This is a genomic window from Nocardia gamkensis NBRC 108242, assembly GCF_001612985.1.
GTDB classification, from domain to species: domain Bacteria; phylum Actinomycetota; class Actinomycetes; order Mycobacteriales; family Mycobacteriaceae; genus Nocardia; species Nocardia gamkensis.
Genome location: NZ_BDBM01000008.1, coordinates 15,105 through 31,825, shown reverse-complemented (window position 1 = coordinate 31,825; position 16,721 = coordinate 15,105). Strand labels below are relative to the sequence as shown.

Below are 16,721 nucleotides of genomic sequence, written 5' to 3'. Positions count from 1 at the left end.
TGGATGGTGGACCGTAAACCGCCGCGGCCGCGACGGATCTCCGAAGGCTCTTCCGAGCACGAGGTGTATCTGCCGACGGGCGCGCTCTCCCCGAACCGGCAGACCCGCGACCCCCTTCCGGACACGCTGCTCAAACGCGTGAAGCAGTTCTCCGGCCGCCTCTCCACCGAGGCGGTGGGGTCGATGCAGGATCGGTTGCCGTTCTTCGCCGATCTGGACGCCGCGCAGCGGGCCGGCGTGCAGATGCTGGTGCAGACCGCGGTGGTGAACTTCCTGGAATGGCTCCAGGACCCGGACAGCGACATCCGGTTCAGCCTGGACGCCTTCCAGGTGATTCCGCAGGATCTCGCGCGGCGGTTGACGCTGCGCCAGACCGTGGACATGGTGCGCGTCGCCATGGAGTTCTTCGAGCAGTGGCTGCCCGCGCTCGCGCGCAACGACCGGCAGCTGGTCGCCTTGACCGAGGCGGTGCTGCGGTACGGGCGCGAGCTCGGGTTCGCCGCCGCCTCGGTGTACGCCAGCGCCGCCGAGTCGCGCGGCGCGTGGGACACCCGGCTGGAGGCGCTCGTCGTCGACGCCGTGGTGCGCGGGGACACCGGTGCGGACATGCTCTCCCGGGCCGCGACGCTGAACTGGGACGCCACCGCACCGGCGACGGTGCTGGTGGGCACCCCGCCCGGCGAGCAGGGCGTGTCTTCTGTGGGGGCGGTGCATTCCATCGCGGCGCGGCACGGGCGGGCCGCGCTCGCGGTGGTGCAGGGCGCGCGGCTGGTGATGGTCGTCTCCGGGCACCTGGGGGAGAGCTCGCATGTCTCCCCGTTCCTGGCCGATCTGCTCGCCGAGGTGTTCTCCGACGGCCCGGTGGTGATCGGGCCGACCACCCGCACCCTCGGCGCGGCGCACGCCAGCGCGGTGGAAGCGCTGGCCGGGATGGAGGCCGTGGTGGGCTGGCGCGGGGCTCCTCGGCCGGTGCACGCGGCGGAATTGCTGCCCGAACGCGCTTTGTTGGGTGATCGAGCTGCGATCGACGCGCTGAACGAGTACCTTGTCCTACCGTTGGCCGCGGCGGGGTCGTCGCTGGCGGACACTCTCGACGCCTATCTGGATTGCGGCGGTGCGGTCGAGACGTGTGCGCGTCAGCTGTACGTCCATCCAAATACGGTCCGGTATCGCCTCAAGCGCATCGGCGAGATCACGGGCCGTGATCCGCTGAATCCGAGAGACGCATATGTGCTCCGGATCGCCGCCACAGTAGGTCGTTTGACACGAACCCGTAACGAATCGTCGTCTCCTGCCCCAGAGGTAACTCCGGTCGCGTTCAGCCCCGAGGGCTTGTAACGCATCCGCGGAATCGGTCGATTCGGACAGCCCACGTGGTCTTTTGTGGAACCCCCACAAAAGCGCTTCCGAACCTTCATTCGCGTCGACATCTCGTGCGGCCCGCCTCACAGTGTTTTCTTAGAGGCGTGATCGCGTTGTTCGCCCCTGGACAGGGCTCTCAGACACCCGGCATGCTCGCGCCTTGGCTCGACCTCCCCGGCGCGGCTGAACGCCTGACGCTGTGGTCCAAGGCCTCCGGCCTCGACCTGGTCCGTCTCGGTACCACCGCGACGGCCGAAGAGATCACCGACACGGCCGTTACCCAGCCGCTGGTGGTCGCCGCGGCGCTGCTCGCGTTCGCGGAGATCTCGCCCGACGAGCTGCCCGCCGCTACCATCGTGGCCGGGCACTCGGTCGGTGAACTCGCCGCCGCCGCGGTCGCCGGAGTCATCTCCGCCGACGACGCGGTCCGGCTGGCCGCCATCCGCGGAGCGGAGATGGCCAAGGCGTGCGCACTGGAGCCGACCGGGATGTCCGCGGTGCTCGGCGGCGACGAAGCCGCCGTGCTGGAACGGCTCACCGAACTCGACCTCGTCCCGGCCAACCGCAACGCGGTGGGTCAGATCGTGGCCGCGGGTCGGTTGGACGCTCTCGCCGAGCTCGCTGCGAACCCCCCGGAGAAGGCCAGGGTTCGCGCGCTGCCCGTCGCGGGCGCGTTCCACACGGCGTTCATGGCCTCGGCGCAGGATGCTGTGACCGATGCCATAACGAAGATCACGCCGAACGAGCCGACCAGGACCTTGCTCTCGAATTTCGACGGCAAGCCTGTCGCCTCCGGACGTGACGCGATAGATAAGCTCGCCGCGCAGGTCACTCGGCCAGTTCGCTGGGATCTGTGCACCGAGACCGTCCGGCAAGCCGGCGTCTCGGCAGTGGCGGAGCTGCCGCCGGCGGGCACCCTCGTCGGCATCGCGAAACGGGAGCTGAAGGGCACGCCCACGCTGGCCCTGAAGACCCCGCAAGACCTCCCCGCGTTGGCTGAGCTGACCGTATCCGGCTAGCTTTCCTCCGCGACCATGCATTCGGATGCGAGGTCGTGACCGAGAGGCGGTAACCATTTCCGCGCTCGATCCGAAAAAAACCAGTAGAGCCCTACAAAGTATCAAGAAGGGAGCCACGAAGTGGCCGCTCTGACCCAGGAACAAATCGTCGAGGAACTCGGCAAGATCATCGAAGAGGTGACCGGCATCGAGCCCTCCGAGGTGACGGTCGAGAAGTCCTTCGTCGATGACCTGGACATCGACTCGCTGTCCATGGTCGAGATCGCGGTGCAGACCGAGGACAAGTACGGCGTCAAGATCCCCGACGAGGATCTCGCCAGCCTGAAGACGGTCGGCGACGCCGTCGCCTACATCCAGAAGCTCGAGGCCGAGAACGCTGACGCGGCGGCCGAGCTCAAGGCCAAGTTCGACGCCGAGTAGGGCCGAAACAGTGACCACTCCTTCCACCTTGAACGGGAATTTCCCCAACGTCGTCGTAACCAGCCTTGCGGCGACCACGTCGATCGCGGGTGACGTCGATGCGACGTGGAAGGGACTCCTCAACGGCGAGAGCGGCATCGACGTTCTCGAGGATTCCTTCGTCGAGGAATACGATCTTCCGGTCCGCATCGGCGGCCACCTGAAGGTCCGGCCCGACACCCTGCTGTCTCGTGTCGAATGCCGGCGCATGGCCTATGTCGAGCAGCTCGCGACCGTGCTCGGTCGCGAGGTCTGGCGGAACGCGGGCAGCCCGGAAGTCGACCCGGAGCGGCTGGGTGTGGCCATCGGCACCGGATTGGGAGGCGGCGACGCCCTCATCGATTCGGTGGACAAGCTGAAGAACGGCGGCTATCGCAAGATCTCGCCGTTGGCTGTGCAGATGGTCATGCCGAACGGCCCTTCGGCCGTTGTCGGTCTCGAATTGAAGGCCAGGGCAGGAGTGGTCACTCCGGTCTCGGCATGCTCGTCCGGCTCCGAGGCCATCGCCAACGCCTGGCGCATGATCGTCATGGGTGACGCGGACATCGTCGTCACCGGTGGCGTCGAAGGCTTCATCGACGCGGTGCCGATCGCGGCGTTCACCATGATGCGCGCCATGAGTACCCGCAACGACGATCCGAAGGGCGCGTCGCGTCCCTTCGACAAGGATCGCGACGGCTTCGTCTTCGGCGAGGCGGGCGCGCTGATGGTCATCGAGACCGAAGAGCACGCGAAGGCCCGTGGCGCGACCATCCACGCGCGCCTGCTCGGTGCGGGCATCACCTCCGACGGCTTCCACCTCGTCGCCCCCGATCCCACGGGTGACGGCGCCGCGCGGGCGATGACCAGGGCGATGCAGTCCGCGGGTTTGACCAAGAAGGACATCACGCACATCAACGCGCACGCGACCGCGACGCCGATCGGCGACACCGCCGAGGCGAACGCGATCAACAAGGCCGTGGGCAGCCACGCCTCGGTGTACGCGCCCAAGTCGGCGCTCGGCCACTCGATCGGCGCCGTCGGCGCCCTCGAGTCGGTGCTGACCGTGATGAGCATCCGCGACGGCATCGTTCCGCCGACGCTGAACCTGGAGAACCAGGATCCGGAGATCGACCTCGATGTGGTGAGGGGCGAAGCCCGTCGTCAGGAGATCGAGTACGCGATCAACAACTCCTTCGGATTCGGTGGGCACAATGTGGCGCTCGCCTTCGGTCGGGCATAGCCGCGCGATCGACTGCACAACGATCCCGGCGGGGTCGGCCAGTTGAACTGGCCCGGCCCCGCCGTGGTTCGACATACGCAGCCGCAGCAGCGGCACACTCATCGAGGTGAGGAGACCACGCGATGACAATCATCGCTCCCGCGTTGCATCAAGAGACTGCGACCGACCCGCGTGATCCGCTCGGTCGACTCCAGCGCTTCTTCGATCCCGGCACCATTCTTCCGCTCCACCCGCGCGACAAGTCCGGCGTGCTCGCCGCCATCGGCGAGGTGGACGGTGTCCGCACCGTGGCCTACTGCTCCGACGCGACCGTCATGGGCGGCGCGATGGGCGTGGAGGGTTGCAAGCACATCGTCGACGCCATCGACACCGCCATCGACTCCGGTGTCCCCGTGGTCGGCCTGTGGCACTCCGGCGGCGCTCGCCTGGCCGAGGGCGTCGAGGCGCTGCACGCGGTCGGCCTGGTCTTCGAGGCCATGGTCCGCGCGTCCGGCCTGGTTCCGCAGATCTCCGTGGTGCTCGGCTTCGCCGCCGGTGGCGCCGCCTACGGTCCCGCGCTGACCGACATCGTGATCATGGCTCCGGAAGGCCGCGTCTTCGTGACCGGCCCGGACGTGGTGCGCAGCGTGACCGGCGAGCAGGTGGACATGGCCACCCTGGGCGGCCCGGAGACGCACGGCAAGAAGTCCGGCGTCACCCACATCGTGGCCGACGACGAGTCCGACGCGCTGCACCGCGCGCGCCGCCTGGTGTCGATGTTCGCCGAGCAGGGCGAGTTCGACCTGGTCGCGGCCGAGCACGGTGACGTGGACCTGAAGGCGATGCTGCCGGAATCGGCCAAGCGCGCCTACGACGTGAAGCCGATCATCCACGAGCTGCTCGACAACGTCGACGGCGAGTCGTCGTTCGAGGAGTTGCAGGGGCTGTACGCCCGCAGCATCGTCACCGGCATCGGTCGTCTCGGCGGACGCACCGTCGGTGTGCTGGCGAACAACCCGATCCGCCTCGGCGGCTGCCTGAACTCCGAAAGCGCGGAGAAGGCGGCGCGTTTCGTGCGGCTGTGCGACGCGTTCGGCATCCCGCTGATCGTGGTCACCGACGTGCCGGGTTACCTGCCCGGTGTCGGCCAGGAATGGGAAGGCGTGGTGCGGCGCGGTGCGAAGCTGCTGCACGCGTTCGCCGAGGCGCGCGTACCGCGGGTCACCCTGGTCACCCGCAAGATCTACGGCGGCGCCTACATCGCGATGAACGCCCGTTCGCTCGGCGCGACGGCGGTCTACGCGTGGCCCGGTTCCGAGGTGGCCGTCATGGGCGCCAAGGCCGCGGTCGGCATCCTGCACAAGAAGGCCCTGGCGGCCGCGCCGGAGGAGGAGCGCGAAGCGCTGCACGAGCGGCTCACCGCCGAACACGAGCGCATCGCGGGCGGCGTGGAGCGCGCCATCGCGATCGGTGTGGTCGACCAGGTCATCGACCCGGCGAAGACCCGCAGCGTCATCGCCGCGGCTCTCGCGGCGGCCCCGGCCCGCGCCAGCCACCACAAGAACATTCCGCTCTGATCCACCCACCGAAGCGGGCCCCGGCACTCCCGGGCCCGCTTCGCGTTTCCAGGCTGCCCGCAAAGGGGTCGGCGAACCGGCGGTGGCGTGCGCCGATTCGGTGGCTTGGATGGTGTATGTGCCCGGGCAGGCGGAGGTCGTGAAGTTTCACGGGGCGAGGGTGGCTCGGTGGTCGGTAGCATCGGGAGGTGCGCTACGAAGAACTGGCCGACGTGCCGTGCTCGATCACGCGCCCGCTCGTGATCTTCGGTGATCGCTGGACTCTGCTGATCCTCAAGTCCTGCTTCTCCGGTATCCGGCGGTTCAACGCTTTCCAGAGCGCACTGGGGATCTCGCGCAGCAGGCTGCAGGATCGGCTGGACCGGTTGATCGACAACGGCATCCTCGTCAAGCAGAAGGCCGCCGTGGGCGCGCACGAGGAGTACCGCCTCACCCCCAAAGGCCACGACATCTACCCGATCCTGCTGGCCATCCGCGATTGGGGCGATACCCACATGGCGCCCGAAGGGCCTCCGGTGCGCTACGCCCATCGCGATTGCGCGGGCGAGGCGCACATCAAGCTCGAATGCGATTCGTGCGGAACCGAACTCACCGCACGGGAGGTCACCCCGGAACCGGGACCCGGTCTGCTGGGCGTCACCGGTAGCGAGGCCGCCGCGGGTCGCGCGCGCTAGCGGAAAGCGCGGTGACCGACGGGGGCGCAGCGGAATACTCCGTCCGCGCGACCTCGCCGGGCGAGGCCGCGCACGGCGGCATCAGTCGGCGAACCAGGTGGCGACTTCGCCGGGCTCGGCCCGGGTGGTGCGGAAGCCGTTGACGGGATGGTCGAGGTCGGGGTATCCGAACGAGATTCCGGCGACGACCTTGCGCTGCTCCGGGATGCCGAAATACTCCCGGATGAAGGGGGAGTAGGTGGCCAGCGCGGCCTGCGGCGCCGCGCCGAGGCCGAGGCTCTGGGCGCCCAAGAGGAAACTGCCGATGTAGAGACCGCAGTCCACCGCTCCGTAGATGCCCAGATCGGCTTCGCTGGTCACGATCGCCACATGCGGCGCGTCGAAGAGTTCGAAATTCCGCACGGCTTGGCGCATGGTTTTCTCGTGATCGCCTTTGGCGATGCCGACGCTTTCGTAGAGTTGCTTTCCGCATTCCCGCCTGCGGTCCCGGTACGCCCCGGTGTATTGCGCCGGGAACTCGAAATCCGGTGCGGGCGTGGCGGTCGCGATGTGCTCGACGAGCTCCTTCCGGAAACGATCCGTGCCGGCCCCCTCCGTCACCACGACCTGCCAGGGTTGGGTGTTGCACCACGACGGCGTCCGCTGGGCCAGCCGCAACAGGGCATGGATGGTGTCGCGCTCGACCGGCTGCGGATGGAATTGCCTGCACGTCCACCGCTCGTCGAGCACCCGGCTCAGCGCCGTGAAGTCGTCTGTCACCACTGCCATTCCCCCGCCTCCTTTGTCAGTCTTATTTCGAGACCAGACGCTAGCATCGAACACCCCGCCGCGAAAGCCGGGCGGTCGGCCGGGACGGGCGAGTCGGCCGCGACGCGCGGTCCCGCGATCCTGTTGTCCGAGTTACGCCGATCGGCACGGCGCGACGAGGCAGAATCCCGATATGGCGTCCGAAGCTCCCGCCGCGCGGGACCGCAAACGGCACGGCAGGCATTACACGCCCCCTGTGCTGGCCCGGTTCCTGGCGCAACGGCTGCTACGCCATGTCGAGTTCTCCGACGCCGGCGTCCTGCGTGTGCTCGATCCGGCCTGCGGCGACGGCGAATTGCTGTTCGCCGTGCACCACGAGGTCGCGACCCGGTTTCCCGGCCTCCGCCTGGTGCTGGTCGGCTACGACCTGGATGCCCGAGCACTCGCGGTCGCCCGCGAGCGCGCACGGGCGGCGGGGATCGCCGCGCAATGGCGCAGGGCCGACTTCCTCGCGGTGGAGGCCCAGCTGGCGGACGGCTCGTTCGACGCGGTGATCACCAACCCGCCGTATGTGCGCACCCAGCAGCTGGGTGGATCGACGGCGCAGCTGCTGAGCAAGCGGTTCGGCCTGCGCGGGCGGATCGACCTCACCCATCCGTTCGTCGCGACGCTGCCGCGGCTGCTGGCCGCGGGAGGCGTGCTCGGCCTGTTGTGCGCCAACCGGTTCCTGACCACCAAGGCAGGAGCGAACATCCGGCGGCTGCTGGTGACCGATCTGGTTCCGGTCGAGCTGTACGACCTGGGGGACACCAAACTGTTCACCGCCGCCGTGCTCCCCGCGATCGCCATCGCGCGGCGCGCCGGGCACGGCGACGGCTGCCGCTACGTCTCCGCCTACGAGGCCACCGGCAAAACACCCGGTGCGAAGACGCTGTTCGAGGCGCTGGTCGACCCGGGCGGCTCGATCGTCGAGTACAACGGCCGGACCTTCGTCATCGAGGTCGGTGAGCTGGCGACCGAACCCCGGGGGTCGACGTCCCCGGACTCCGCCGGAGCCGATCGCGGACGCGACGGCGGTTCGACCGGCGCGGCGACGGGCGACGGGGGACCAGAGCTGACGGCGGAACGAAGGACTCGCCGGGGTGTGGCGCGGGAACCGGAGGTCGCGTGGCGGATGTCGCACGACGCGATCGATTCCTGGTTGGCGCGGATAGCGGAGACGACTTGGCGCAGTTTCGGCGATGTGGCGCGCATTCGAGTGGGCATCAAGACGACCGCCGACCGTGTGTTCATCTCCGACCGCTGGGATCAGGCCGAGCCGTGTCCGGAGTCCGAATTGCTGCTCGACCTGATCACCCACCACGATCTCGCGCCGTGGCGGACTACCCGCGCCCGCGAGGTTCGCGTGCTGTATCCCTACGATCTGGCCAGTGCACGCCGCACGCCGATCGATCTCGACGAATATCCCGCCGCGGCCGCGTATCTGCGGTCCCATCGGGAGACGCTGGCCGGTCGCCGCTACGTCACCGAGAGCGGTCGCGCCTGGTACGAGATCTGGGTCCCGCAGCGGCCGCACCTGTGGCGCGAGCCGAAGCTGGTCTTCCCGGACATCAGCGACCGGCCGCGTTTCGCGCTGGACGGCTCGGGCGCGGTGGTCAACGGCGACTGTTACTGGATCTCGCTGCCCGATCTGGCCGATCTGCCCGCCGAGGCGACGCGCTTGGCGTATCTGCTGATGGGGGTGGCCAATTCGGCCCTGGGGTTGCGGTTCTACGACGTGGTCTGCGGCAATCGCCTGTACTCGGGCAGGCGTCGGTGGATCACCCAGTACGTGTCTCGGCTGCCGGTGCCCGATCCGGCGGCCACCCGGTCGGCGGGTGTGATCGATCTGGTCCGTGAGTTCGTGGAGGGCCGGGTGCCGGATCTCGCGGCGCGGGCAGAGCTGGACGAGCGGGTGGCCGCCGCGTTCGGCGTCGGACTACGCGCTGACCCGGACGCCGACCATCGGCAGCAGGGTGCGGCGGGCGAATTCGCGCGCCGCGCCGCGATCGCTGACCGGGATCAGGCCGTCAGGGGTGAGAGCGAGCGACAGCGCCAGCCGGGCCATGATCTCGGCGACCAGATCGGCGTCGAAGTCGTGCGTGCCACCGGCATCCCGTAGCTCGCGCAGCTTCTCGGCCAGGTAGTCGCGGCCGACGGCGAGGATCGGTCCCGCCTCGGTGGTCAGCCGGGGCAGGATCAGGTCGGGCTCGGTCCGCAGCAGCCTGCGCAGCAGTTCGTTGCCCGCGATGGCGCCGATGAACGCCACGAAGATCTCCACCAGCTGATCGTCGTTGCCCGAGACGGTGCGCACCTGCTTCTCGATCGAGGCGACGAAGCGCTGCGCCTCCCGCACGCTGACCGCCTCGACCAGATCGTTCTTGGACTCGTAGCGCCGGTACAGCGTGGCCGGGCTGATACCCGCGCGGCGGGCGATCTCGCCCATGCTGGTCCGCTTGATGCCGAAATCCAGGAACGCCGAGAGCGCGCTTTCCAGGAGCTTCTCGCCGTCGGCGACCGGTTTCTCGAGGATGCGTTGCAGCATGGGCGAGATGGTTGGCATCGGATCTCCAGTGGGTTCGGCGCGGCGGCCGGGCCGTGGCCGGTGGGCGCGGCGTCGCGACGGTGCGGACGGGAACGTCCATTATTTCATCGAGTGGGCGAAGCGTGAGCGGGCATCGCCGGACGGGGCGGTCCCGCCGAGTAGGTCGCGCGTCCATGTTCGACTGGTTAGCCTGTGGTCGGCGTCCGGCCCTGACCCTCGGCCGGTGCGGAAAGGGGTTGAGCCATGGGGTATTTCGCGGATCGAGTCGTGGCGATCACCGGGGCGGGTTCCGGTATCGGCCGGGAATTGGCCGTGGCATTGGCCGGTGCGGGGGCATGGCTGGCACTGTCGGACAAGTCGGGGGAGGCTGTTGCCGAGACGGGGGCTTTGTGCGCGGCCACCGGACGGGAGCCGGAGGTGAGTACGGTGGACGTCACCGACCGCGCGGCCGTGCTCGCGTACGCGGAGCGGACCGTCGCGCGCTTCGGCCGGGTGGAGGCGCTGTTCAACAACGCGGGCATCCTGCACGTCGGCAGCGTGCTCGAGTCGCCGTTCAGCGACTTCGAACAAGTGATGGCCGTCGACTTCTGGGGTGTGGTCAACGGGACCAAGGCCTTCCTGCCGCATCTGCTGGCCGCCGATCGCGCGCATGTCGTCAACATGTCCTCGGCCTTCGGGTTGGTGGCCGTGGCGCGGCACGCGCCGTACAACGCGGCGAAGTTCGCCGTGCGCGGTTTCACCGACTCGCTGCGCCAGGACATGCGGGCGGCGGGCGGCTCGGTGCGGGTCACCGGGGTGTACCCCGGTGGCGTGCTCACCGGGATCGCCCGGTCGGCGAGCGTCGCGCCGGGGATCGACGCGGAGGAGGTGGTGCGCCGATTCGAAGGGCACGTGGCGCGGACCAGTCCCGCCGCCGCGGCGCGGACGATCCTGCGTGGCGCCGCGCGCGGCGAGGCCAAGATTCTGGTCGGACTGGACGCCATCGCTGTGGACCTGGTCACAAGAATCGCCGGGTCGTACCACGAGAAGGTGCTGGACATGGTATTCCGTTCCTGATCGCGGTCAGGGATGGGGATTGACGAAATGACAACCAGCCGAACATATTTCACTCTACGGGGGAAGCCGGACGGGTCGCGCGGCGGTAGGGCGCGGGGACCCGCGTGGTGACGAAATGGGTTCTCGTCGAGTGTTTCTCGGGTTCTCCGGGACGAGTGATCGCGGTGGGGTCCGCGCCGAAGTCGTTCGTGCCGCTGACCAACATCGTGCGCAATCCGCTGTCGCTGGCCGACGCGGAGGCGGCACTCGGGCGGGCATGCGCGACCGGTGCGCCGGTGGCGGAAGTCTCCGCTGACGGGCGGCGCACGGTGCTGGCCGAGCCGCTGCTCATCGCGCCGCGGCGGGCGCATGCCGTCCGGCTGTGGGTGGGCCCGCGGCGGGAGCCGGTCACGGCGGCCGACCCGATGGGGGCGTGGCACTTCGATCTCACCGCCAACCGCTCGGTGCGCAGTACCGACCTGCTGGACCTGTACGGCGTCGCGCCGCAGAACCGTGCCGCCGAGGTGGCCATCGCGGGCGCGTTCACCCGGTTGGTGACCAACCGCGACGAGAGCGAAGCGCTGGCCAAGATCGTCAACTCCGCGCCGGGCACCGAGCACCAGGCGGTATGGACCGTCCGGCGGGACGACGACGCGCTGCGCGCCGCGCATTTCGCCTGCCGGATCGTCGCCGAGCCCGATGACCGCGGCGAGTGTCACGTGCTGTTGCGCGGCGTGACCCAGGACATCGGCGCGGCTACCGCGGTCTCCGCGGCGCCGCCGCCCGCGATCCTGGAGTACACGCTGCTGGAAGCCGCCACCGAACCCGGCGAGTACCGCGCGATCGTCAATCTGCGCTCGTTGCGGCTGATCCGGTGGATCGGCGCGCCCATGCCGGACATCGCCTGGGAGGACCGGCCGGGGCAGCCGAGGCCGCAGATCCATCCGGACGATCTGGCCACCGCGAAGACCATGTCACGGGACCTGGCGCGGCATCGCACCGAGGGAGCGGTGCGTCTGCGCAGGCTCGACGGTGGTTGGCAACCGGTACGGATACGGGCCGCGTTGATGGCGCTGGATCAGCACACCACGGCCGGACTGGCCACGGTCACCGCGGAATCGTGAACCGCGGTGACCGTGGTAACGGAGTCATCGGCACGGCAGGTCCAGCTCGGCCATCTCCTTCTCGATCGCGTTCGCGGCGAAATCCACACCGCGGGAACGCAATTCATGAACCCGGCGCTGGAGTGCCTCGACTCCGCCGGGTTGGGCCGCGATGTCGGCGACGCTGATCCGGCCCTTGGGCCCGTGCACACCCGACTGCACGTACGACACCGTGATACCTCCTGCCTCACGCTCGCCCACCCACCGACCCGGGTGGGTTCACCACTGCGCTACAAGTCGCACGACAACCGTGTCGACAGGAGAGCCCGGGTCGCCGGGCACGCTGGCTGAATGCTATCAGCGATCTTGACTGGACACTTGATCAGTGTGTCCTGTTTCACACCTGATTTCCCGTGCGATGTTGAGCCGTATTTGCTAGGTAGACAGTCGCATTCAGGCGAATGCGATCTTGCTCCTCGGGGCCGAGCTCCCGGCGCACCTTGCCGGGCACTCCCGCGACGAGGGAACCGGGCGGAATCCGCGCCCCTTCCGGGATCAGCGCGTTGGCCGCGATCAGGCTGCCCGGCCCGACGACGGCGCCGTTGAGGATGGTGGCTCCCATGCCGACCAGCACGTCGTCGCCGATGGTGCAGCCGTGCAGGATCGCGTTGTGGCCCACCGAGACCCCCGCGCCGACGGTGAGCGGGAAGCCGGGGTCGGCGTGCAGCACGCAGCCGTCCTGGATATTGCTGCGCGCGCCGACCTCGATCGTCTCCAGGTCGCCGCGCAGCACCGCGCTGTACCAGACGCTCACCTCGGCGCCGAGCCGCACGCGGCCGATCACGGTGGCGTTCGGCGCGATCCACGCGCTCTGCTCGATCTCCGGCGCATGCTCGCCCAGCTGAATCCGCATGGTCACGAACTTAGTGCAACCGCTCGGCTCTGCCCTTGGAAGCTGGTGCGGTGGGCGGCGGGGCTGGTGCCGAGGATGCGGTGGAAGTGGTGGCGCAGGCTCATCGCCGAGCCGAAGCCGGTGTCGACGGCGATGCGTTCCACGGTGTCGGTGGTGGACTCGAGCAGCAGCCGCGCCCGGTCGGTGCGCTGGAGCAGCAGCCACTGCTGCGGGCTGGTGCCGGTGCGGTCGCGGAAGCGGCGGGTGAAGGTGCGCCGCGACATGAGCGCGACGCGGGCCCAGCTGTCCAGGTCGACCGGGTCGCCGAGATGGGTTCGCGCCCAGACCATGGCGCGCTCGATCGGATCGTCGTCGGCGGCGTCGGGGACCGCGACCGGGATGTACTGCGCCTGGGAGCCGCTGCGGTGCGGAGCGGTGACCAGCGCTCTGGCCAGTTCGGTGGCCGCTTTGCTGCCGAGATCACCGCGCACCAGGTGCAAGCAGCAGTCCAGCGCCGCGGCCACGCCCGCCGAGGTGACGACGTCGCCCAGATCCGACCACAGCGTGTCGGCGCGGACCCGGACGGCCGGAAACGCGCGGGCCAGTTCGGCGGCGGAGGCCCAGTGCGTGGTCACTTCCCGTCCGTCGGCCAGTCCGCTGGCGGCCACCGCCCACGAGCCGAGGCACAACCCGACGATCCTGGCGCCGCCCGCGTGGGCGGCGCGCAGAGCGGCGCTCAGTTCGCCGGACAGCGGTTCGCCTGCTCGCCAGCTCGGGATCACGACGGTGTCGGCGCGCGTCAGCGTGTCGAGGCCGTGCTGGACACGGATGTCGAATCCGGCCGGGGTCGCCAGGCTTCCGGGCTGCTCGGCGCACACGTCCACCCGATAGGGCGGGGGTCCTCCGATGCCGACCCGGCCGAAGACGAGGCTGGGCACCGACAGGTGAAACGGGCTGATTCCGTCGAACGCCAAGACGGCCACCGTGCGCATGGCCCGATCTTAATGGTAAGCGGCTCACGGGCCACTGGTTACCGGTACGCGGGCCGGACAAGATCAACGGCATGAGCGACACGATCGAACGCACCGGGGTAGAAGTCCTGCACATCGGAGGTCCGACACTGCGGTTCCGCTACGCGGGCCGCACCTGGCTGACCGACCCCACCTTCGACGAGCCGGGCGACTACCCGGGCGTCGTCACCTTGCACAAACTCACCGGCCCCGCGGTGTCGGCCGACGAGGTGGGTCCCGTGGACGTGGTGCTGCTCTCGCACGACGAACACGCCGACAACCTGGACGACTCCGGCAGGAAACTGCTGACCACGGTGCCGACCGTACTGTCCACGCCCGGCGCCGCGACCCGGATCGAAGGTGTGCGCGGACTCTGGAACTGGGAGACCGTGACGGTGCACGGCGTCCGGGTGACCGGCGTGCCCGCCCTGCACGGTCCCGAGGGCTGCGAGCCGTTCAGTGGGATCGTCACCGGCTTCGTACTGCGCGCCGAGGGCGAGCCGACGGTATACGTCTCCGGTGACAACGCCTCCGTCGACGTGGTGCGCGAGATCGTCGAGCGGATCGGCCGCATCGACATCGCCGTACTAAACATCGGCGCCGCCAACATCGGCCGTTTCGGCGACGCCGACGCCACCTTGAACGCTCGCACCGCGCTGCGGGCGGCCGAGGTACTCGGCGACGCGGTGATCGTGCCGGTGCATGCCGAAGGCTGGGCGCACTTCAGCGAGAACCTCGACTACCTGGGCCACGTCTTCCGTTACGGCGGCCGCGCCGAGCAGTTGCGGATACCGCCGCTGGGCCGCGCCGCGATCGTGTGAGCAGTGCCGCCCGCGCTCAGCTGGGCAACGTGCCGAGAAACTCGCCCGCGGTGCGGGCGCGGGTGGTCGCCGTGCGCGTTCGGCGCGTCGGTCGTGGCGCGGGCCCGGTGGCGGGGCGACGATGACGGTATGAGGATCGGAGTTCCACGGGAGGTCAAGGAGCAAGAGTTCCGGGTAGCCCTGACTCCGGCGGGCGCCGGGGAACTGATCGGGCACGGACACGAGGTGCTGGTGCAGGCGGGCGCGGGTGTCGGATCGGGATTTCCCGACGCAGGCTACGCCGCGGTGGGGGCCCGCCTGGTCCCGGACGCCGACCAGGTGTGGCGGGAAGCCGAGCTGGTGCTGAAGGTGAAGGAACCGATCGCGCCGGAGTATCCGAGGATGCGCCGCGGGCAGGTGCTGTTCACCTTCCTGCACCTGGCCGCGTCGCGCGAGTGCACCGACGCCGTGCTGCGCTCGGGCATCACCGCGATCGCCTACGAGATGGTCCGCGCCGCCGACGGCTCGCTGCCGCTGCTGGCTCCGATGAGCGAGATCGCGGGCAAGCTCGGCGCCCAGGTGGGCGCGTATCACCTGATGGCCCCGCTCGGCGGTGCGGGGCTGCTGCCCGGCGGCGTCCCCGGCGTGCGTCCCGCGGAAGTCGTCGTGCTCGGCGGCGGCGTCGCGGGATCGAACGCGGCCGCGGTCGCCATGGGCATGGGCGCGCGCGTCAGCGTGCTGGATACCAACCTGCACCGGTTGCGCGAACTCGACGCCCGCTTCGATGGGCGGATCACCACCGTCGCGTCGAACGCCACGGAGATCCGGCGGGCGGTGCTGTCGGCCGACCTGGTGATCGGCGCGGTGCTGGTCCCCGGCGCGCGTGCGCCGGAACTCGTCTCCGACGACCTCGTCGCCGGGATGCGCCCCGGCGCGGTGCTGGTGGACATCTCGATCGACCAGGGTGGCTGCTTCGCCTCCGCGCGCCCGACGACGCACGCGGACCCCACCTTCCGGGTGGCGGATTCGCTGTTCTACTGCGTTGCCAACATGCCGGGCGCGGTGCCGCACACCTCGACGATCGCGCTCACCAACGCGACCCTGCCCTACGTACGGGCGATCGCCGACCTCGGCTGGCAGGAGGCATGCGCCACGCACCCCGATCTGGCCCACGGGCTCACCGCGGACGCCGGGCGGCTGCTGTCGGCGGAAGTCGCCGCCGCGCACGGGTATTCGCGGCCGCTCGGCGTCGCGGGCTGACTACTCCTGCCCGGCGAGGCCCTCGCCCAGGTACCAGTCCGGCTCGCCGCTGGTGGGCAGGTCACGCAGCTTGTCCGGGTTGCGGACCACGTCGATCGACACGATGTGACCGTCGTCGACGGTGAAGGCGAAGACGCCCGTGTGGGTGCCGTCGAAGACCACCAGCCCGGGTTGGCCGTTGACCAGCACCGCGCGGCCCCAGGCGCCCGTCGCGGACGGCGCGTGGTACCAGCCGAGCAGCAGCTTGGCCACGATCTCGGCGCCGTGCACGGGCTGCCGGATCGCGGGCACCTTGCCGCCGCCGTCGGCGGTGAGGCTGACGTTCGCGTCGAGCACACCGAGCAGAGCGCTCAGATCGCCGGACCGCCAGGCCAGGGCGAAGGCCGACACCACCTTCTGCTGCTCGTCCGGAGAGGCCGGGAAGCGCGGAGTGCCCTGCTCGACGTGCTTGCGAGCCCGGGAGGCGAGCTGGCGGACGGCGGCCGGGGTGCGGCCGACCACCTCGGCGACCTCCGGGCCGCTCATGCCGAACACGTCCTGGAGCACGAACGCGGTGCGCTCGGCGGGCGACAGGGACTCGAGCACGACCAGCAGCGCGGTGGTGACCCGCTCGTCCTGGGTGATCCGGTCGGCGGGATCCTCCCAGCTGGTCACCTCCGGCTCCGGCAGCCATTCACCGACGTACTGTTCGCGGCGCACACGGGCGGAGCCGAGGTGGTCGAGGGCGAGCCGGCCGGTCACGGTGGACAGCCACGCGCGCAGGTTGTCGATCTCGCCCGCGGCGCCCGCCTCGTACTGGCGCTGCAACCGCAGCCACGCTTCCTGCACGACATCGTCGGCGTCGCTGAGACTGCCCAGCGTGCTGTAGGCGAGCCTGCGCAGATACCCGCGGTGCTCCTCGAACTGCCGGGCCAGCTCGGCTTGGTCGAGGGGCTCACGCTGTTCGGAAGTCACTTCTGGTCGCCTGTTCGTCGTTCGGCCCCTGCCGGGGCGAGTCT

Annotated in this window: 16 protein-coding genes and 1 pseudogene; 11 read left to right on the top strand and 6 right to left on the bottom strand. The window is 69.7% G+C overall.

Translation table 11 applies throughout. From position 1 onward, the window contains the following. The first annotated feature begins 3 nt into the window (after positions 1-3). From NG1_RS09180 to NG1_RS09155, 6 genes are all read left to right on the top strand, one after another. Positions 4-1,338 (top strand): PucR family transcriptional regulator, encoded by a 1,335-nt coding sequence (locus NG1_RS09180; RefSeq protein WP_062969632.1) that lies wholly within the window; start codon positions 4-6, stop codon positions 1,336-1,338. A 128-nt stretch (positions 1,339-1,466) separates the two neighbouring features. After that, complete coding sequence (locus tag NG1_RS09175) at positions 1,467-2,381, top strand: ACP S-malonyltransferase (protein WP_062969631.1); 915 nt, start codon at positions 1,467-1,469, stop codon at positions 2,379-2,381. Between the two features lie 120 nt (positions 2,382-2,501). Next, the gene (gene acpM, locus NG1_RS09170) at positions 2,502-2,801 is read left to right on the top strand and encodes a meromycolate extension acyl carrier protein AcpM (protein ID WP_040865735.1); all 300 of its coding nucleotides are present in this window, start codon (positions 2,502-2,504) and stop codon (positions 2,799-2,801) included. 10 nt (positions 2,802-2,811) lie between these two features. Next, positions 2,812-4,062, top strand: a complete 1,251-nt coding sequence (locus NG1_RS09165) for a KasA/KasB family beta-ketoacyl-ACP synthase (protein ID WP_062969630.1) — start codon at positions 2,812-2,814, stop codon at positions 4,060-4,062. Between the two features lie 122 nt (positions 4,063-4,184). Continuing rightward, on the top strand, positions 4,185-5,618 hold the full coding sequence (locus NG1_RS09160) for an acyl-CoA carboxylase subunit beta (RefSeq protein WP_040865737.1): 1,434 nt from the start codon (positions 4,185-4,187) through the stop codon (positions 5,616-5,618). 188 nt (positions 5,619-5,806) lie between these two features. Continuing rightward, positions 5,807-6,292 (top strand): winged helix-turn-helix transcriptional regulator, encoded by a 486-nt coding sequence (locus NG1_RS09155; protein WP_062969629.1) that lies wholly within the window; start codon positions 5,807-5,809, stop codon positions 6,290-6,292. 81 nt (positions 6,293-6,373) lie between these two features. On the opposite strand, the gene NG1_RS09150 is transcribed toward NG1_RS09155, so the two are convergent. Next, positions 6,374-7,060, bottom strand: a complete 687-nt coding sequence (locus NG1_RS09150; RefSeq protein WP_062969628.1) for a nitroreductase — start codon at positions 7,058-7,060, stop codon at positions 6,374-6,376. A gap of 172 nt (positions 7,061-7,232) precedes the next feature. Here NG1_RS09150 and NG1_RS38175 point away from each other — a divergent pair, with 172 nt between their 5' ends. Then, positions 7,233-9,200 (top strand): Eco57I restriction-modification methylase domain-containing protein, encoded by a 1,968-nt coding sequence (locus tag NG1_RS38175; protein ID WP_084498798.1) that lies wholly within the window; start codon positions 7,233-7,235, stop codon positions 9,198-9,200. Here NG1_RS38175 and NG1_RS38170 read toward each other — a convergent pair. After that, a pseudogene (locus tag NG1_RS38170) lies at positions 9,168-9,524 on the bottom strand (TetR/AcrR family transcriptional regulator); the annotation flags it as partial. The gene NG1_RS38175 and the pseudogene NG1_RS38170 overlap by 33 nt on opposite strands. Before the next feature lie 342 nt (positions 9,525-9,866). Between NG1_RS38170 and NG1_RS09135 the strand changes: the two are divergent. Both NG1_RS09135 and NG1_RS09130 read left to right on the top strand, forming a co-directional pair. Then, complete coding sequence (locus NG1_RS09135) at positions 9,867-10,679, top strand: SDR family NAD(P)-dependent oxidoreductase (protein ID WP_062969626.1); 813 nt, start codon at positions 9,867-9,869, stop codon at positions 10,677-10,679. Between the two features lie 104 nt (positions 10,680-10,783). After that, positions 10,784-11,782, top strand: coding sequence for a GAF domain-containing protein (locus NG1_RS09130; protein WP_062969625.1), 999 nt, complete (start codon positions 10,784-10,786; stop codon positions 11,780-11,782). Between the two features lie 24 nt (positions 11,783-11,806). Here the strand turns inward: NG1_RS09130 and NG1_RS09125 are convergent, their stop codons facing one another. The 3 genes from NG1_RS09125 to NG1_RS09115 all read right to left on the bottom strand — a co-directional run bounded on the left by NG1_RS09125 (position 11,807) and on the right by NG1_RS09115 (position 13,645). After that, positions 11,807-11,992, bottom strand: a complete 186-nt coding sequence (locus tag NG1_RS09125; RefSeq protein WP_040865840.1) for a hypothetical protein — start codon at positions 11,990-11,992, stop codon at positions 11,807-11,809. 166 nt (positions 11,993-12,158) lie between these two features. Beyond that, positions 12,159-12,674 carry a gamma carbonic anhydrase family protein gene (locus NG1_RS09120; protein WP_062969624.1) on the bottom strand — a complete coding sequence of 172 codons (516 nt, stop codon included), beginning with the start codon at positions 12,672-12,674 and terminating at the stop codon, positions 12,159-12,161. A 2-nt stretch (positions 12,675-12,676) separates the two neighbouring features. After that, positions 12,677-13,645 (bottom strand): GlxA family transcriptional regulator, encoded by a 969-nt coding sequence (locus NG1_RS09115; protein ID WP_062969623.1) that lies wholly within the window; start codon positions 13,643-13,645, stop codon positions 12,677-12,679. Between the two features lie 71 nt (positions 13,646-13,716). On the opposite strand from NG1_RS09115, the gene NG1_RS09110 reads away from it, so the two are divergent. Both NG1_RS09110 and ald read left to right on the top strand, forming a co-directional pair. Continuing rightward, the gene (locus NG1_RS09110) at positions 13,717-14,484 is read left to right on the top strand and encodes an MBL fold metallo-hydrolase (protein WP_062969622.1); all 768 of its coding nucleotides are present in this window, start codon (positions 13,717-13,719) and stop codon (positions 14,482-14,484) included. A 129-nt stretch (positions 14,485-14,613) separates the two neighbouring features. After that, positions 14,614-15,723, top strand: a complete 1,110-nt coding sequence (gene ald / locus NG1_RS09105) for an alanine dehydrogenase (RefSeq protein WP_062969782.1) — start codon at positions 14,614-14,616, stop codon at positions 15,721-15,723. Here the strand turns inward: ald and sigJ are convergent, their stop codons facing one another. After that, entirely contained in the window at positions 15,724-16,677 is a 954-nt protein-coding gene (gene sigJ / locus NG1_RS09100) for an RNA polymerase sigma factor SigJ (RefSeq protein ID WP_062969621.1), read from the bottom strand. Positions 16,678-16,721 lie beyond the last annotated feature (44 nt).